The following is a 16,912-nucleotide window of genomic DNA, read 5'->3' as shown; positions in this document are numbered from 1 at the left end:
AGGAACCGATGGCGATAGGAACAACTGAGAACACCGAGCACCGCGGCACCGGCAAGTATGAAGCGCTCCTGGCCCGCTGCAAGGGCATGGCGGCGGTCCCGACGGCGGTCGCCCATCCGTGCGACGACGCCTCGCTCGGCGCCGTGGTTGAGGCGGCTGAGGCGGGGATCATCATTCCGATTCTCGTGGGCCCGGCCGAGAAGATCCGCCGGGTTGCGAAGGAGTCAGCGCTCGACATCACGCCCTACGAAATTGTCGATGCTCCCCATAGCCACGCCGCTGCGGCGGGGGCGGTCGAGTTGGTCCGGCTGGGTCGGGCGAAACTTCTAATGAAGGGGAGCCTTCACACCGACGAGCTGATGGGCGAGGTGGTCAAGCGTGAAACGGGTCTGCGGACCGCGCGGCGGATCAGCCATGTCTTTGTGATGGACGTGCCCACCTACCACAAGGTGTTCGCCGTCACTGATGCCGCCATCAACATCTTCCCCAGCCTCGAGGACAAGGCGGATATCCTGCAGAATGCCATCGATTTCTTTGTCGCGTTGGGCTGGAAGCAACCCAAGGTGGCCATCCTCTCGGCCGTGGAGACCATCAATCCGAAGATTCCCTCCACCATCGAGGCGGCGGCCCTCTGCAAGATGGCCGAACGAGGACAGATCCACGGTGGCATCCTGGATGGACCGCTGGCCTTCGACAACGCCATCAGCGTCGAGGCGGCCAGGATCAAGAAGATCGACTCGCCCGTAGCCGGCAACCCGGACATCGTGTTGGTGCCGGACCTAGAGGCCGGGAACATGCTGGTGAAGAACTTGACGTTCCTCTCGCGGGCCGATGGGGCCGCCGTCGTGTTGGGTGCGAAGGTCCCCATCATCCTCACCAGCCGAGCCGATAACCAGCGGACCAGGATGGCCTCATGCGCGGTTGCCGCGCTCTACGCGCACGCGCTGGCCGCCCGGGCCGGGGTGGGAGAAAGATAGGCGTCATGGCCGATACGATTCTCGTCGTCAACGCCGGCTCCTCCAGCATCAAGTTCTCCGTCTTCCACGTCGGAGCGCTGTCCGACCTTTCACTGACGTTCAAGGGTCAGGTGGACGGAATCGGCACCCATCCGCGCCTGCGAGCACGAGACCCCGGCGGCCACCCCTTGGTGGATCAGACGTTCCCAGCGGCAGACATCCCCGATGTGGCCGTCGCCATGGGACGCGTCGGCATGTGGCTCCGCGAGCACTTGGCCGGGGAGGTGCCGGTGGCCATCGGGCATCGGGTGGCCCACGGTGGCCCAACTTACCGGGCGCCGGTGGTGGTGGACAACGATACCCTGGCGGCGCTGGAACGGCTCGTCCCGCTCGCCCCGATGCACCAGCCTTACAACCTCCGCCCTATCCGCACGATCCAAGAGCGCTTCCCCCGCACCGTGCAAGTTGCCTGCTTCGACACCGGTTTCCACCAGGGGCACCCAGACGTGGCGGACCGGTTCGCCATCCCGGAGGCCCTCTATCAAGAAGGGGTCCGCCGCTACGGGTTCCACGGACTGTCCTACGAGTACATCGCGCGTGCCCTCCCCCGCGTGGCTCCCGAGATCGCCCAGGGATCGGTGGTCATCGCCCACCTGGGCAGTGGCGCCAGCATGTGTGCCATCAAGGGCGGGCGGAGTGTGGACAGCACCATGGCCTTCACGGGGCTGGACGGCTTGCCCATGGGCACACGTTGCGGCCAGATCGATCCCGGTGTCCTCCTATATCTCGTGTCTGAGAAGGGGTACGGCGCCAAGGAGCTGGAACGATTTCTCTACCATGAGACGGGACTGCGCGGGCTCTCTGGCATCAGCAACGACGTGCGCGACCTGCTGGCAAGCGATGACCCTCGGGCCAGGCTCGCCCTGGACTACTTCGTCTATCGCGTGGAGCGGGAACTGGGCTCCCTGGCGGCGGCAATGCAGGGCGTGGATGCACTCGTCCTCACGGCCGGCATCAGTGAGAATTCTCCTGAGATGCGAGCCCGTATCTGCAGAGGCGCCGCATGGCTTGGTCTCACGCTGGACGAGGCAGCCAACAGCGTGGGTGGGCCGCGCATCTCGACGTCGGACTCGCAGGTCTCGGCCTGGGTCATTCCGACGGACGAGGAGCGGATGATCGCCGAGCATACTCTGAAGGTCTGGCGGGAGCAGTGAACCTGCTGAGCTCCTTCTGATACTCCTTCCGTTTCAGCTTGGACCTTGACCCACCTCGCTACTTTTCACGAGTTTTCGTAGCCTCTCAAAATTGACAGTATCCGCGCAAGGGCGAACTGGGTTATCCTCTCCGCCGTAGAGAGAAGTGTCGACGACGGTATGTGGTATGCCGAGGAGCTGTGGGCGGGACCGCATAGGGTCGATGGCCTTTCTCGCCGTGGAAAAGAGATGGTGTGAACGACTCCGCTACATGGAGGTATGACCATGGCACAGACGTCAGAACATTGCCGGTTGGAGGAAGCCAAAGCAAAAACCGCTGCTTGGAAAGAATGGGGTCCATATCTAAGCGAACGGCAATGGGGCACGGTCCGGGAAGATTACAGTACGGACGGCAATGCCTGGGACTATTTCAGCCATGACCAGTCGCGATCGCGGGCCTATCGCTGGGGAGAAGATGGATTGGCGGGGATTTGTGACGACCACCAAGTCCTCTGTTTTGCGCCGGCGTTCTGGAACGGCAAGGACCCTATCCTCAAAGAACGGATCTTCGGCTTGACGAACAGCGAAGGTAATCATGGCGAGGACGTGAAGGACTACTATTTCTACCTCGACAGTACCCCGACGCACTCTTACATGAAGTACCTGTACAAGTATCCGCAGGCCGCTTTTCCGTACGAGGACTTGGTCTCGACGAATCGGCGCCGAACCCGCCATGATATGGAGTATGAACTCCTCGATACAGGGATTTTCAACGACGACCGGTATTTCGACGTGTTTGTCGAGTATGCAAAGGCGGCACCGAACAACATACTGATCAAAATAACGATTCATAATCGTGGTCCGGAGAAGGCCGGCCTCCATGTCTTGCCCACGCTCTGGTTTCGGAATACCTGGTCCTGGGCCTATGGAGGCAGCAAGCCGGAGCTGCGCAGGGTGAAAGGAGCGAAAGGTCCCGTTGTTCATGCCCATCACACGGATCCCCTGTTCCAGGAGTCCCTCACCGACTACCATCTGTATTGCGACGGCGAGATTCCATTGCTGTTCACGGACAACGAAACCAACCATGCCAAGCTCTTCGGCGGCTCCAACTCGGGCCCCTACGTCAAAGACGGAATCAACGACTATGTCGTGCAGGGGAAACGGGATGCGGTCAACCCGGACGGGACCGGAACAAAAGTCTCCGCTCACTACCAACTCACCGTCAACCCCCGCAGTGAACAGACGATTCGCCTTCGTCTTGCCGAGGCTGCTCCCGGCGAGTTGCGGGACCCGTTTGGAGAATTCGACGCTCAATTCAAGGCGCGGCAGAAGGAGGCGGATGAGTTCTATGATGCCGTGACCCCCGCCGCAGTCAAAGCCGATCCGGATCGCGCCAACGTCATGCGCCAAGGACTCGCAGGCATGCTCTGGAGCAAGCAATACTATTATTACGACGTCGACCGCTGGCTTGAGGAACGTCACGCTCATCCGCTCCACAAAGGAACCAATGTCGTCCGGAATCGGGAGTGGTTCCACATGGTGAACGACGACATTATCTCGATGCCGGACAAGTGGGAGTATCCCTGGTACGCCGCATGGGACTTGGCGTTCCATACGACGGCTTTATCCGTCGTCGATCCCGACTTCGCGCGGCATCAGTTGGATCTCATGCTGACCGGCCATTACCTGCATCCGAACGGACAGGTGCCGGCCTACGAATGGAACTTCAGCGATGTGAACCCTCCTGTCCATGCCTGGGCCACGCTCTTTCTTCATCGAATGGATGTCGGACGCCGCGGCGAGGCGGACATCGAGTTTCTCAAGGCGGCATTCTCCAAACTGACGCTCAATTTCACCTGGTGGGTGAACCGCAAGGACCGGAACGGCAAGAACGTATTTGAAGGCGGCTTTCTCGGCCTCGACAACATCGGCGTGTTCGATCGTAGTGCTCCATTGCCGACGGGCGGCCATTTGGAGCAAGCCGACGGGACGGCATGGATGGCTCTGTTCAGCCAGAATATGGCGGAGTTGGCCGTGGAGCTTGTGTCTCAGGACCCCATGTACGACGACTTGGCCGCGAAGTTTTTCGAACATTTCATATGGATCGCGGCAGGTATGAACGGCTCTGCGGCCGACGGGATCGGGATGTGGGATGAGAAAGATGGGTTCTACTATGACCTCCTCCGCCTCCCGGACGGAAGCGCGACTCATCTGAAAGTCCGGTCGATGGTCGGTCTGTTGCCTCTCTGTGCGACGACGGTCTTTGAGCAATGGCAACGCGAACGGGTGCCGCACGCGAGACGGATCATTGCGGAGCGATTCACAAGGATGCCCGAGCTGTTCAAGTGGATTCATCCTACCGGGCAGGGACATCTCGGGGTGGACGAGCGCGGAATCATGGCTCTCGTCACTCCGGAGCGCCTGCGCCGCATCCTGGCGATCATGCTCAGCGAAGACGAGTTTCTCGGTCCCCACGGGCTGCGGTCGATTTCGAAGTTCCACGACCAGAATCCCTATGTGTTTTACGTGAACGGCCAGGAGTATCGGGTCGGGTACCTGCCGGCTGAATCGGACACGGGCATGTTCGGCGGCAATTCCAACTGGCGGGGACCCGTCTGGGTGCCGGTCAATGTGCTCATCATTCGAGCCCTCGTCCAGTTCTATCTCTATTATGGGGATAACTTTAAGATCGAATGTCCGACCGGATCCGGACGGTTGATGAATCTGTTCGAGGTGGCCAGGGAAATTGTCGAACGGCTCACACGGATCTTTCTCCGCGACAACAGCGGACGCCGTCCGGTATTCGGCGGGGCGGAAAAGTTCCAAACCGATCGTCATTGGCGCGACAATCTGCTGTTCTATGAGTATTTTCATGGCGATAACGGGGCCGGTTTGGGGGCAAGCCATCAGACGGGATGGACCGGTTGCGTCGCGGCGCTCATCGAACTGTTCGGCAGGGTCGACCCAAAGAAGCTCTTAGAGGGAGGGAAGAAGGCGGCCCACAGTCGGGACGCCCAGACCCGCTGAAGGGATGCTGCCATCAAGAACCGGTCTCGACATCCATGCATCTACGAAATCAACACGTGGGGATGGCTCGACGAGCTGAGCTTGGGCCGGGCCGAGAAGCGACATGGGTGACGTCGCTTCTCTCGCGCTCGAACAGACGCTCCGCGATTGATCCTACTTGCAAGCAACCATCGACAGGCTGATGATCCGCATACCTCTTCCCATCGTATCGTTGACGATCGCGTCCCTGGGCTGGATTCTCGCCGAGCCAGCCTTGGCCTGGGTCTATCCGGAGCACCGCGATATCTCGATCCTGGCGGTGCAGAACCTTGACCCGGCGCGGAGAGCCATCTTCGACGATTTATGGCGGGAGGCTCGACTGACCCACGAACCGCGTCTCTGCGAGCAGGGTGCCGATGCAGAGCAAGGGCTCAAGCCAGCCTGCATCGACTGGGCCGCGCTGGCGGCGATTGCCGGAGATCACTCCTGTTCGAGTCAGGACATGACCGGCATTGTGCTCGAATCGAAATGGGTCCTCGCGGTTGCCGCCGTTGCGGCGAAGCTCAAGGTCGATCTCGGACGCATCGAAGTCCTCCCGCCCTCCGAACAGCTCCCTGGCGATCAGAGCCCGATCGTTGATTTTCATCGCCAGATAGAAAGCGAGACCGCCCGGGCCGCTCGCATCAATTCGCTTCGCGCTGCAGACCTTGGGCTGCAACGTGCCGATCGCGAGTATGCGACCAGGGCACAGTCCAACAATGCTCACTTTCTGCTTGCTCGCCCGCACAGTGATATTTCGCCGGAGGAATATGGGGGGCTGGCCTTGCGTGCCGGGTCGGATATCAACGCGATGGGAGTCTGGGAATGGTATCACTTGAGAGCGCTACAGAAGGCGACTCGCCTTGCGAAGGACAAACTGGCGCCGGAGGAGCGCCAGGCGCTCGCGCGCTCCATGCTGTTCGACGAGGGTTTTGCGCTGCATTTCTTGGAGGATATCTTTTCCGCCGGCCATATCGCCGGCACCTGGGGCAATGCCTCTCAGCGCAAGGGCACCCATGATCTCTATAACGAGAGTGGCCTCGAGGTCTTTCTCTGGCTGAAGAACAGGAAGTCGATCGTGGTGATGGGCGACGCGCACATGCGCCCGGAGGATGCCGAGCGGACTGCGGTGGCGATCCGCACCAGTCTCGAACAAGTGTTGGACACGGCCGCCGGTCGTCTGCGGGCCGTAGATATGCCCTACACACCGGCTGCGCCGATCGAGGCCGACGCCTTTGATGTGTGCAGAAACGACACGCTCAAGCAAGAACCGGAAGGATTGCGCGCGCCACCCCAGGCACGGCAATTGGCAGTTGAAGTGCTCAGGTGGACCCCCATGCCGGGCCTGGGGCCGGGGCTCGGCGCGATGCCGCGATTCCGTAGCGAACTTGGACGCTTCGTCGGGCTGGCTGGCATGATCGACGGCCGATCCGTCTCCAGCGGATTCGCCGGCTCGGAAGGTGGCGGCATCATAGGAGGACTCGATCTGTCCGCACGGGTCGGCATGGGCCTGGAAGGAGTGCTTGACGATTCAGGTGACGGGCTGATCTTCCTCGCGGTCGGACTGCGCGCCGATACCTCGTCATCGAATCGGTACTCGCAGCAAGGCGGCAGCATAACGGCTGCGATCCCATCGCACACGGGGATTTCGACCCGCCTGCGGATGCCGTTCTTCCTCATCCCGGGCGATCTCCTCTTGCTCTCGCCTCTCTACCTCTTCGCGCCGGATCGGTATATGCACATGGCCGTGGCCGCGAGCAACGGGGGGCTCATTCCTTGGCAGTCCGGATGGGCCACCCCGATCGGCCGTTTTCAGTTCGTATTCGGCCGGGAGCTCGGTGTGACTTTGTTCGGCATTGACGGATCGGATCGGCTGTTCGTGCCGAGCGCGACCCCGGACGGCAGCAGCCAACTAGTCGGGTACAAGTCCTTATATTTTGATATGCCGGTCCTGGAGTACAGGCCATTCCGGAGGTTTTCCACCAACCAGAGTGCCACGTTGTTGATGCAGCTGTTCACCGGTGTGACGGTTCCCTATTCCACGACGGTTGTCCTGCCTGTGGGCGCTCCCGAGGCGGATCTTAACCCAGTCTGGTCCGTGGGTCTGCGACTGATCCTTGATTGGAGATATTATCCGTGAGGATATTCACACACGAGATGAGGATGACGACATCGATCGTGGCAAGCCTCCTCGTGGTCGGCGCCCTCATCGCATCAGATCGTGCCTCAGCGCAGCGCAACGAGATGCCACTGGGGTATCCGCAGTCGCTTGAAAAAGATCTGCAGACGCTGCTCGACCGAGTGGACAAAGGCAACCCCTCGCCGGAGTTGCTCGTTCAACTGGCGGAAACGTATTTCGACCTTGCCGACGACTTGCTGACCGACAAGGCAAAACGGCTGGCTGCCTACGAAGCGGGAGCGAAAGCGGCCAAACAGGCCTTCGAGCTCGACGAGACCAATGCCGACGCGCATTATTTCCATGCCCTGAATATCGGCAGCGCGGCGCGTCTCCAGGGGGTCACGAACGCCGCGTTGACGGTGAGCACCATCAAGCATTGCGCACTGCGCGCGATCGAATTGGATCCCAATCATTCCCTCGCGTTACAGATGATGGGCGGTCTGATGATGGAGCTTCCCCGGATCCTCGGCGGAAGCAAGAAGAAAGCCCAAGTGTATCTGGAACGGGCGATCGCCGCCGATGGGAACTATGCGAACGCGCGCATGATGCTGGCTACACTCTACAAGAAACAAGGCAGGGTCGAAGAGGCGAGAAAACAGTTGACCGCCGTAGTCCAAGCCGAACACCCGCACTATCGCTACACCTGGGAACGGAGCTACAAGCCGGAGGCCGAAAGGCTATTACGAAAGCTGCCCAAACCGTGACGGCCGTGCAACCCTCGTGAGCGCCGTTACCTGTCCTTGCACGAATCGGTATTGGTGGTGAACCGTGCTGCGGTCAGTGAGCAGATGCCGGTGCATCATTTGCCGCAGGAGAACGGTCAATGTCGGGCCAGCTCGATGTCCCAGGCTAGCGTTCCTTCTCCGGCGGGGATATCTCGAGTAAATCGTCAATAAGTTTATAGATCGGAGTGTACTTCGTGCCCGTCCTGCCGTTGACAAAATCTGTAATGATGCTTCCCAGGATGACGCGAACCATATCTTTGAAATAGACCGGATCCTGGGATATGGCTTCGCCCTGCATGGTCCCTTCGGCGATCGAGGACCAGAGGAGCGCCCCGGTTTCGGAATCCCACAATTGCAGCGAGAGCCGCATGACGGTGGCACGAGTTTGAGAGAGCCTCACGCCGAAGACGGGTATCGACCAGCGATCGGTCATGTGTTGTGTGAACAACATCAAGCGGGGTTGGAAGATGTAGCGCGCCCCCACGGCAACTCCGAGTTTTCGCAGAGGCTCATGATCCAGAATATTCGCCTGCTCCGCAATACTTCTCATCCTCGCATAGTCTCCCGTCAGGCCCTGTCTATTGATGCGCGTAAACATTTCCCTCGGCTCGACGACCATGATGCTTGGAGCAACTCTGGCCAATACGTCGGCCAGAAAAGTCTCAATTCCTGCTTCGTTCCCCAAGAGTGGTATGAGCGCCGGAGCCCCGAATATCGCGACTGGTTCCTTCTCGAGCACGGCGTGATCAAATGACGGCAAACGTGGCGTCGACACCGTTTGTACCTGCCAGCCATGGAGTGAACTTGAACAGCCTGCTACCAGACTAGGCATGAGCGCCAGAGCAGCGCATAGCGCGGTTCTCTGTAATAACCTACGAATCGTCTCCCTGTCTTCCATTCTTCTCTCCCTCCGCTCGGGCATGCCCTACTTATCGTGAGGTCGTGACAACTCGCAATTGTCGGAATCGATGAGACGCCGGCTGACGTCAGAAGCCGAGGCCTCTCGCTTTCAGTCGGACGCGCATCAGATACATGTCGGCAGTGATGTACAGCGTGCAGCCATCGTCTCCGAAGGCGCAGTTCCCGGTGGCCTGCCCAGTGAGGATCGTTCCCAGATGCCTGCCGTCGGGTGTCAGGATCAAGACGCCGCCCGGACCTGTCGCGAACAGGTTGCCCTCCGTATCGAGCTTCAGGCCGTCGGGCAGCCCTCGGCGAGTCTTCGCCAACGAGCCGACATCGAACAGGATACGGCTTGCTCCCAGCGACCCGTCCGGACGCATGTCAAACGCGCGCCAGATGGGGGTCGCCGGATCGGACTGCGAGATGTACAGCGTCTTCCCGTCCGGTGAGAAGGCCAGCCCGTTTGGTCTCGTCATGTCCCTCGTGAGCAGGCTCACCGCGCCGTTGCGATCGACTCGAAAGACACCCTGATACGGAAGCTCGCGCGCTGGGTCCTCGAATTGCCTCACCATTCCGTAAGGAGGATCGGTGAAATAGAGGTTGCCGTTCCGGTGCAACACCACGTCGTTCGGACTGTTGAACCGCGCTCCTTCGTACCGATCCGCGATGGTTGAGAATATCGGCGCCGGCGCCGACAGCGGCGCCTCCATGCGCGCGATCCGTCGATCGCCATGCTGGCAGAGGACCAGCCGTCCCTCCTGGTCGATCACTATGCCGTTCGAGCCCAGCTCGGCGCCGCGCGGTTCGCGACCCGTATAGCCCGACGGCTTCAACCATTGTTTCGCGCCCTCGCCCTCCTTCCACCTCACGATCATGTTTTGCGGGACATCCGAGAACAGCAGAAAGCCGCCGTTTTTCACCCAGACCGGACCTTCGCTCCAGTCGTAACCCTGCGCGAGGATCTCGATCCTTGCATCAGGTGCAATCAACCGATCCAGTGCTGGATCGAGTCGTTCGATCTTCGGCATATCAGGGTCCTGCATGCGCTTGAGTCCGTAGCGACGTTGGCGCCGCCCGCCTCTTCATCCAGCCGTTCACATGATCGATCGGCGCAGTCCGCGGCCGATCCGGTGTATTCTGTCCAGGTGTCGAATAGCTTACAGCTGTCACAATTGACAGGTGTACAAGCCGTTGTCAATGTGTTGTCGAGCAGGAGTGTCGCGGCTGCGTCACTCCATTGAGTTCCAACGTCGATATGGGTATAAGGGAACGACATTACCCGCTTGGATCATGCCTATCTTGTATCGTCGCAGCAGCGAATGCGCGATGGTAGCGGAACTGTCCATGAATAATGAAGGTCGAGGGTGGGGGATTGAGATGAAGTCATGGGTTAGGAAATCCGCCGTCTGTGCAAGCCTGCTGTCGGCTTGTTTCATCCTGAGCGGCTGCGCGAGTTCGATCTATGGGTGGCAGGTGCGAACCACTTCGACTCCCTTCTCTGCATCGGGCGAGCCTGCCATCTTTCAGCAGGAACCGGTCGCGCTGCTCTCGGCGGTAACCGTCCCGGGCCTGCGGGGAAACGAGGTTGCGTTGGCCCATTACCTCCATGAGATTCTGCACAAGGTCACGCCCGAATGGAAGGTCGTGTCTCCGCAAGAGACGGTGGCACGCATCAACGGGGCAGGGTTGGCCGCGGAGTATATGCGCATGAGAGCGGGTCATGAGGAGAGCAACATCCTCGATCGTGATCAGCTGCGCAGGATCGGCGCCGCGATCGGCGCGCGATACGTGTTCCAGCTGCGCTTGGCCTCCTTTACGCAAACCATGACCGAACGTTGGAAGGCCCTTGACATACGGCTCACGCAGACTCGTTGGAGCGACATGCGGCTCGTGTTGCAGCTGTGGGATGCGAACACCGGGGGGTTGGTCTGGGCCTCTGCCGCTGAAACGAGCATGCAGGGCGAAGGAGTCTCCCAAGATCCGGTGTATCTGGAAGATATCGCCCGCGCCACGTTGATCGGCATGATGGCCGATTTCCTGAACAGAAGGACTGCGTCGAAGTATACGCCGGTCAATAAAGTCCTCGACGATTTGATTAAGGAGGCTATGCCGAAGGAACAGAATGGAAAATAGGCCGGCAGCCGAGGAAAAGGCGAACCGGACAGAGGGGCGAATCATCTGGGCTTCCAACTGATCCGCAGGGTTCGATAAAAATGAGGCGGAGGCCGGCTCAGGGAAGAACCGACCAGTGATCACAACAGAGTCTCTCAGAGGGAACGCATGGCTGGTGAATCAGCCCGCTGTGCCTGTGGGTTCACTCCGGTCCTGAGCTGTACTTGGAAGGTGATCGAAGACCATCTATATGAATCCTGATGGAGGATGACATGCATAGGCATCGTAAGACCTTCACGTTCCGGCAATCGCCCATCGTCATCTCCTTGCTCATTATTTGCTGTAGTCTGGCTTCCTGTGCCCACCCTGTAGGCCAGAAGACCGTTCCGAGCGGCAAGCCCCTGCAGCAGCTCAAGGTCTTGACCTACAACACACTGCATGGGCTTGAGCCAAGCGGACTAACAGTCAAACCCGCTGAGTCAAAAGACATGCGGCAAGCGCGACTCACTCTTCAATTTGAGGAACTCTCCAAGGTCCAACCGGACGTGATGCTTTTTCAGGAGGTCAATCCTCTCCCTGACATGGCCGAGGCCTACGTCGACGGATTGAAGCGTTTCGGCCTGCAATACGCCCAGGTTCATCAAGTGGATGCCTGTGGTGTCCGTTTGGCTCCTGGTCTGGCGGTAGTACCGGGGTTGAACAATGGTTTAGCCGTGCTTGTAAAGGCCCCTCTCAAGCTGAGAAAAATAAAAGGGCTCAAACTCAGCGGAGGACTTGGACGTTGCGGGGATTACGCGGGCTTGCAGACGGGGGAGCTTCGATATGCCTTGATCGCCGAGGTTGAGAACCTCGATACTGGCAGGAAACTCCTCGCGGTCAGTCTCCACTTGCACTCCGGAATTGAGCGGAGCGCCTATTTCATTCAAAAACTCAACGAAGCCGAGGAACAGGGAAGGGCACGGCGCGAGGACATCGAACGCATCGTGACCGCTCTGGAGCAGGACTTGGAAAGACGGATCGATGAGATTCGCATCCTTGTCAAGGAGCTCCGGAAACTGCTGGCCGAGGGGTACTATCTCGGAGTGCTCGTCGGAGGAGACTTCAATTTTGAACCCGGCGACCCTGAATACCGCGAACTTGAGCAAATGGGCCTGAGAGACACTCATACGATTGCAAGCCGTAACAGCGACGTCTACAGTCTCGATCCCCAGCGGAACGTGCTCGCCGGGCAAGGAGATCGCGACGTGCCTGCTGAGCTGCGTGACGCGATCAAGCGCCTTCCGGAGAGCGAGCAGCGTCGAATCCTTGAGGGCTATCGCACAGGCGTCAGTCAGGCGAGACGGGTGGATTTTCTGTTTCTCATGAAGAAACCATCGGACGGCCCGAAGGGGTGTCTACGACAGGAACTCTTTGGACAACCCACTACGATCTCCGGTCAGGCAGGATCTGATCATTTCGGTGTCCTCGACACCTATATCGCCGACGCGTCCGAATGTTGAAGGCTCGGCTCAACATCTGAAGCCTGATAAACCCCTTCGAATAGGCGTTCTCGATGCGCGCGATGAACCACCGAGCTTTGAGATAAGCGACGTCAACCAAGTGGCTCTTGAGGATTGTATTCCATGGAGGTACTGATGAAGCGACGAGGATTGGAGGCAGCCCTACTCCTGTTGATCCTGGGCCTAAGCGCATGCACGACGTTCGACGTAAAGACCGATCACGACCCGACTGCGGATTTTACGAAGTTCAAGAGGTTTACTTTCGTGGGACTGGCAGACGCCGAAAAAGGTGGGATCTACGACAATTCGTTGACGCACAAACGGATTGAATCAGCCGTCGCACGGGAGCTGATCGCGAAAGGGCTTCAGCAAGTCGATCTGAATCAACAACCAGACCTCCTGGTCTACTATTGGTTCAGTGCAAGAGAGAAGCAGCAAACCCAGAGCACCGGACCGACCGCCGGTGCCTATCGCGGCCGATACGGATATGGGTGGGGTGCGGGCTATGGAGGCACTGTCACCACTTATGAATATACGGAAGGAACCTTGACGCTTGATCTGGTCGAACCAACCAAGAAGGAACTAGTCTGGCGTGCGACGGTTGTCGGCACATTGCAGGATACACCGAAGGACAATATCGAGCTCGGGAATAAGGCCATCGCGAAGGCGTTTGAAAGCTATCCACCCAAAAGGAATTAGCCGCTACCACTCAGCGCTGATAGGGAGGTCACATGGGATCAACAGTCATCGCGGTCGGCATGGTTCAGGGCTGGGCCTGCGTGCTCGCACTGGGCTTGGTCACTGCTTGTTCCAGCGGTCCCGGTCATGGCGATCCGTCCTGGACCTCGGTTCCGATTACCCAGGTCAGCCAGTTGGTGGGTGAATGGGAAGGCCCCATCAAGAAGAATCGGGCCATGATGCCGTCCGGATCAGTCCGCTTAATGATCCGGGAAAATGGATCCTATCTCTTCGTCGGAGAGAGTTTTTCAAAAGTCGCGGTTGGAGCCGGCATGCTCCAGCCTGAGGACGGTCACCTGGTCAGCGCATCGGACCGGCGCGCCGTCAGGCTGTCGCTCTATGACCACAAGGGCGTGTCGGTTCTCCTGGTGGAGGCGACCAATCACGAGACAGGGGATCGGTATCACGGCGAATTTAAGAGGGTTCCGTGACGACCTCCATGCCGCCGCTCGGTGTGAGGTTAGGCCACATCTGATCGCACGATCCCGCTTCGAGTTGGTCCGTGGCTACCGGGCCTGAGTTGAGCAGTATAGCCTCTCGCAGGACGCCGTCGTTGAGTTAGGTCCCGTCCTTGTATAATAATAAATTAAACGATCGGAACGAGAGAAATGCGCTTCTCACGACGAACCATCTTAAAGGCAACCGGTCTCGGAGCCCTGACCGCCGCAACCGGCGGCTGCGATGCCGTCGGAGGCGTATTCGGACGCATGTTCGCCGTCCCTCCCCGTGACACCACCTACTTCACACCAAACTCGAAATTCTACGTGGTCAATTATGCCGATGGAGCCGTCTCCGTCTCCCGCGATCTCAATATCGAGCAGTGGAAGCTCCATGTCAAAGGTTCCGTGAAAACCCCGATGTCGCTTGGTTGGCGCGATATTCTGAACCGCGATTCCTACAACCAGATCTCCACCTTGATGTGCATCGACACGCTCCCAGGAGGCGACAGTATCGGCACGGCGACGTGGCGCGGTATCTCGCTCAAGCAACTGCTTATCGACTGCGGAGCGGACAGCGAGACGGCGCGCGACGTGGTCTTTCGCGGCATCGACGGCTACGACGACAGCATTCCATTCACCCGTGCGATGCAGGACGACGTGATGCTCGCCTTCCTGATGAATGGCGAAAAGCTGCCCAAAGAACATGGCTTCCCGCTCCGACTGCTGGTACCGGGCCTCTACGGCATCAAGAACGTCAAATGGATCGTCGAGATCGAAGTCTATCCCGGCGACTACAAGGGCTACTGGCAGCGCAAAGGCTGGACCGACGACGGCACGATCAAGATTTTTTCACGTATCGATTCGCCTGGGCATTACCAAACCTTACGTGGACCGGAACACACCTTTCGAGGCATCGCCTTCGGCGGACCAAACAGCATCAGCAAAGTGGAATTGAGCTTCGATGCAGGCCGTACTTGGAACGATTGCAGGATCGAACCGCCCATGTCGCCCTATTCTTGGGTGATTTGGAGCTATACGTGGCGACCGCCGAAGCCCGGAAAGTTTCAGACCGTCGTGCGTGCCATCGATACGAAGGGACAGCTGCAGATCGCCGAAATCGTCCGTCCGCAACCGGCAGGAGCGAGTGGGTATCACACGATCGTTTCGGAAGTGGAGCAGATATAGGACAATGCGGCAAAACCTTGGCGAGGGAACTTATGCCCAAAGGAACTAAGCAAGCGGTACTCAAAATGATCGAGCAGATGCCGGACAAGTCTTCGGTGGAAGACATTATGTACGAACTCTACTTCCGACAACGAGTTGATCGCGGCCTCAAGGAACTTGCTGCAGGAAAGACGATTTCTCATGAACAGGTCAAGCGGAGCATCGCGAAGTGGCAAAGATCCTCTGGACGGTAGGAGCACGCCGAGACCTCCACGAGATCATCACCTATATTGCCGAGGACTCTCCAACTTACGCTGCCAACTTTGCTGACCGCATCATCCTCGCCATCGATCGGTTGCAAACATTTCCCAAGCTCGGACGAAGGAACCTGGGTATCAGACCAGGATCAACGCTCTGCTCCGAGCCTACATGGAAGCGCACAAGGCCTGAGAGCGTTTCGGCTGCAACGAGTCGAAGCCTGTCCCTTTAGAATTTCAAGAGGTGATACCCCCAAGGACCGAGGTCCACATAGAGACCGGCATCCCGCATCTGCGTCCCGTCGCGCTCGTAGACCTGGCCGGTGAACGCGTCGGTGAGCGTCCAGGACCGCCCGCGGACATCGTCCCAGGGGAGCCGGACCTGTGCCTGCGACTGTTTATCGGAGAGGTTGACCACGACAAGATGGCGCGCGTCATTCTTCCGCCAGCACCAGGCCGCTACATTCAGGAAGCTCTGGTTATCCGACCATCCGGTCCGTTCGCACAGCCTCCACTCGCCTTCCTTAAAATCTCTCTCGCGCAGCGACTTGAGGAGAGTCTTGTAGAATTGTTGCAGCTCAAGGTCCGAACGTTCATCGGGTCGACGGCGCAAGAACACGGGCGGCCTCACACGACGCCCCTCGAACTGTCCCTCGTGAAACAGCCTGGCGCCCAGCAGGGTGAAGGTTGTCACCGCTGCGGTGCGGGCCTTCGCCGGATCAAATGTCGCAGCAGCCCTCGGCTCGTCATGATTTTCGATGAACCGCACCAGCTTCTCCTGATAGGCCGGCGCGGCGCAGAGATGGAGCCTCACGCTCTCAGCCGAATCGTGTTCCAGGCGATCGTACAGCCGCTTGTCGTAGCAGTAGTCGAACCCCTGCTGTTGTAGCTCCCACTCCAGATCCCAGTAAGCCTCGGCCATGAACAGCACGTTCGGATGTCGCTTCCTGACCCCGGGGATTATTTCAGGCCAGTAGTCCATTCGAGGTCTGGTTCCCGCCCTCGAGCCCCACGTCCGCTCGAAGATGTCATTGATGAGCAGCATCGCCATATCGCAGCGCATGCCGTCGCATTGGTCTGCGACGGAAGTCACGGTCTCAATCACCGCCCGTCGCAATCCGGCGTTGAACGCATTCAGTTGGAGAACGTCCTGCCAGGGAGGAAAGTAGGGATCGCGGCCGCAAGCCAACACCTTGTCGCCGGCACGGATAAAGTCCGCCGGCTTTTGCGCCAGATCCTCTGCGCTGCCCTGAATGAAGTATTCGGGATGCTCCGTCACCCAGGGATGATCAGGCGCGACGTGATTGGGAACGAAGTCCAACATCAGCTTCATGTCGCGGGCGGCCAACTGCTTTCGCGCACGTGCCAGTCCCTCGGGCCCTCCCAGCTGCTCGTCCACCACATAGCGACGCACGCAATAGGGGGAGCCGACGTTGTCCTCCGGACTAAAATCAGGGAGCGCTTGTCGGAAATCAGCCAGGAGGCCTTCATTCTTCATTGAAATCGCGAGGCCGGCAGGGCTGCGCTCCCACACACCCATGAGCCAGACGGCGTCGAACCCGTATGAGGCGATCGCGTCCCATTCCTTATCGGGCACCGTGCCGAGCGTCACCTGCTTCCGGTACCGCCCGCTCAGTTCATGTAACCAGACCGAGGTGTTGATCTCATAGATCGTCGGGTATTTCGGCCATGGTTTCATGTCGA

General features: G+C 59.1%; 14 protein-coding genes. 11 read left to right on the top strand and 3 right to left on the bottom strand.

Features of this window, described 5'->3' with window-relative positions; all coding sequences use genetic code 11:
- The first annotated feature begins 8 nt into the window (after positions 1-8).
- The 5 genes from P0120_04855 (at position 9) to P0120_04835 (ending at position 8,077) form a co-directional block, all read left to right on the top strand.
- Positions 9-977, top strand: a complete 969-nt coding sequence (locus P0120_04855; protein MDF0673658.1) for a phosphate acetyltransferase — start codon at positions 9-11, stop codon at positions 975-977.
- A gap of 5 nt (positions 978-982) precedes the next feature.
- Positions 983-2,170: an acetate/propionate family kinase gene (locus tag P0120_04850; GenBank protein MDF0673657.1), complete on the top strand. Its 1,188-nt coding sequence runs from the start codon at positions 983-985 to the stop codon at positions 2,168-2,170.
- 264 nt (positions 2,171-2,434) lie between these two features.
- Positions 2,435-5,176 (top strand): glucosidase, encoded by a 2,742-nt coding sequence (locus tag P0120_04845; GenBank protein MDF0673656.1) that lies wholly within the window; start codon positions 2,435-2,437, stop codon positions 5,174-5,176.
- Positions 5,177-5,357: 181 nt separating this feature from the next.
- Positions 5,358-7,334 (top strand): hypothetical protein, encoded by a 1,977-nt coding sequence (locus P0120_04840; protein MDF0673655.1) that lies wholly within the window; start codon positions 5,358-5,360, stop codon positions 7,332-7,334.
- A gap of 23 nt (positions 7,335-7,357) precedes the next feature.
- Positions 7,358-8,077 (top strand): tetratricopeptide repeat protein, encoded by a 720-nt coding sequence (locus P0120_04835; protein ID MDF0673654.1) that lies wholly within the window; start codon positions 7,358-7,360, stop codon positions 8,075-8,077.
- Positions 8,078-8,222: 145 nt separating this feature from the next.
- Here P0120_04835 and P0120_04830 read toward each other — a convergent pair whose 3' ends face one another.
- Complete coding sequence (locus P0120_04830; GenBank protein ID MDF0673653.1) at positions 8,223-8,873, bottom strand: hypothetical protein; 651 nt, start codon at positions 8,871-8,873, stop codon at positions 8,223-8,225.
- Between the two features lie 211 nt (positions 8,874-9,084).
- Positions 9,085-10,026: an SMP-30/gluconolactonase/LRE family protein gene (locus tag P0120_04825; GenBank protein MDF0673652.1), complete on the bottom strand. Its 942-nt coding sequence runs from the start codon at positions 10,024-10,026 to the stop codon at positions 9,085-9,087.
- Positions 10,027-10,342: 316 nt separating this feature from the next.
- Here P0120_04825 and P0120_04820 point away from each other — a divergent pair, with 316 nt between their 5' ends.
- From P0120_04820 to P0120_04795, 6 genes are all read left to right on the top strand, one after another.
- The gene (locus tag P0120_04820) at positions 10,343-11,131 is read left to right on the top strand and encodes a hypothetical protein (protein MDF0673651.1); all 789 of its coding nucleotides are present in this window, start codon (positions 10,343-10,345) and stop codon (positions 11,129-11,131) included.
- A gap of 251 nt (positions 11,132-11,382) precedes the next feature.
- The gene (locus tag P0120_04815) at positions 11,383-12,609 is read left to right on the top strand and encodes an endonuclease/exonuclease/phosphatase family protein (GenBank protein MDF0673650.1); all 1,227 of its coding nucleotides are present in this window, start codon (positions 11,383-11,385) and stop codon (positions 12,607-12,609) included.
- 135 nt (positions 12,610-12,744) lie between these two features.
- Complete coding sequence (locus tag P0120_04810; protein MDF0673649.1) at positions 12,745-13,308, top strand: DUF4136 domain-containing protein; 564 nt, start codon at positions 12,745-12,747, stop codon at positions 13,306-13,308.
- 32 nt (positions 13,309-13,340) lie between these two features.
- On the top strand, positions 13,341-13,778 hold the full coding sequence (locus P0120_04805) for a hypothetical protein (protein MDF0673648.1): 438 nt from the start codon (positions 13,341-13,343) through the stop codon (positions 13,776-13,778).
- Between the two features lie 177 nt (positions 13,779-13,955).
- Entirely contained in the window at positions 13,956-14,972 is a 1,017-nt protein-coding gene (locus P0120_04800; GenBank protein ID MDF0673647.1) for a molybdopterin-dependent oxidoreductase, read from the top strand.
- 32 nt (positions 14,973-15,004) lie between these two features.
- The gene (locus tag P0120_04795) at positions 15,005-15,205 is read left to right on the top strand and encodes a hypothetical protein (GenBank protein ID MDF0673646.1); all 201 of its coding nucleotides are present in this window, start codon (positions 15,005-15,007) and stop codon (positions 15,203-15,205) included.
- A 232-nt stretch (positions 15,206-15,437) separates the two neighbouring features.
- Here P0120_04795 and P0120_04790 read toward each other — a convergent pair whose 3' ends face one another.
- The gene (locus tag P0120_04790; GenBank protein ID MDF0673645.1) at positions 15,438-16,907 is read right to left on the bottom strand and encodes an alpha-amylase family glycosyl hydrolase; all 1,470 of its coding nucleotides are present in this window, start codon (positions 16,905-16,907) and stop codon (positions 15,438-15,440) included.
- Positions 16,908-16,912 lie beyond the last annotated feature (5 nt).

The sequence above is a fragment of the Nitrospira sp. genome, from assembly GCA_029194675.1.
Taxonomy (GTDB): domain Bacteria; phylum Nitrospirota; class Nitrospiria; order Nitrospirales; family Nitrospiraceae; genus Nitrospira_D.
This window is presented reverse-complemented; position numbering and strand designations above follow the sequence as displayed.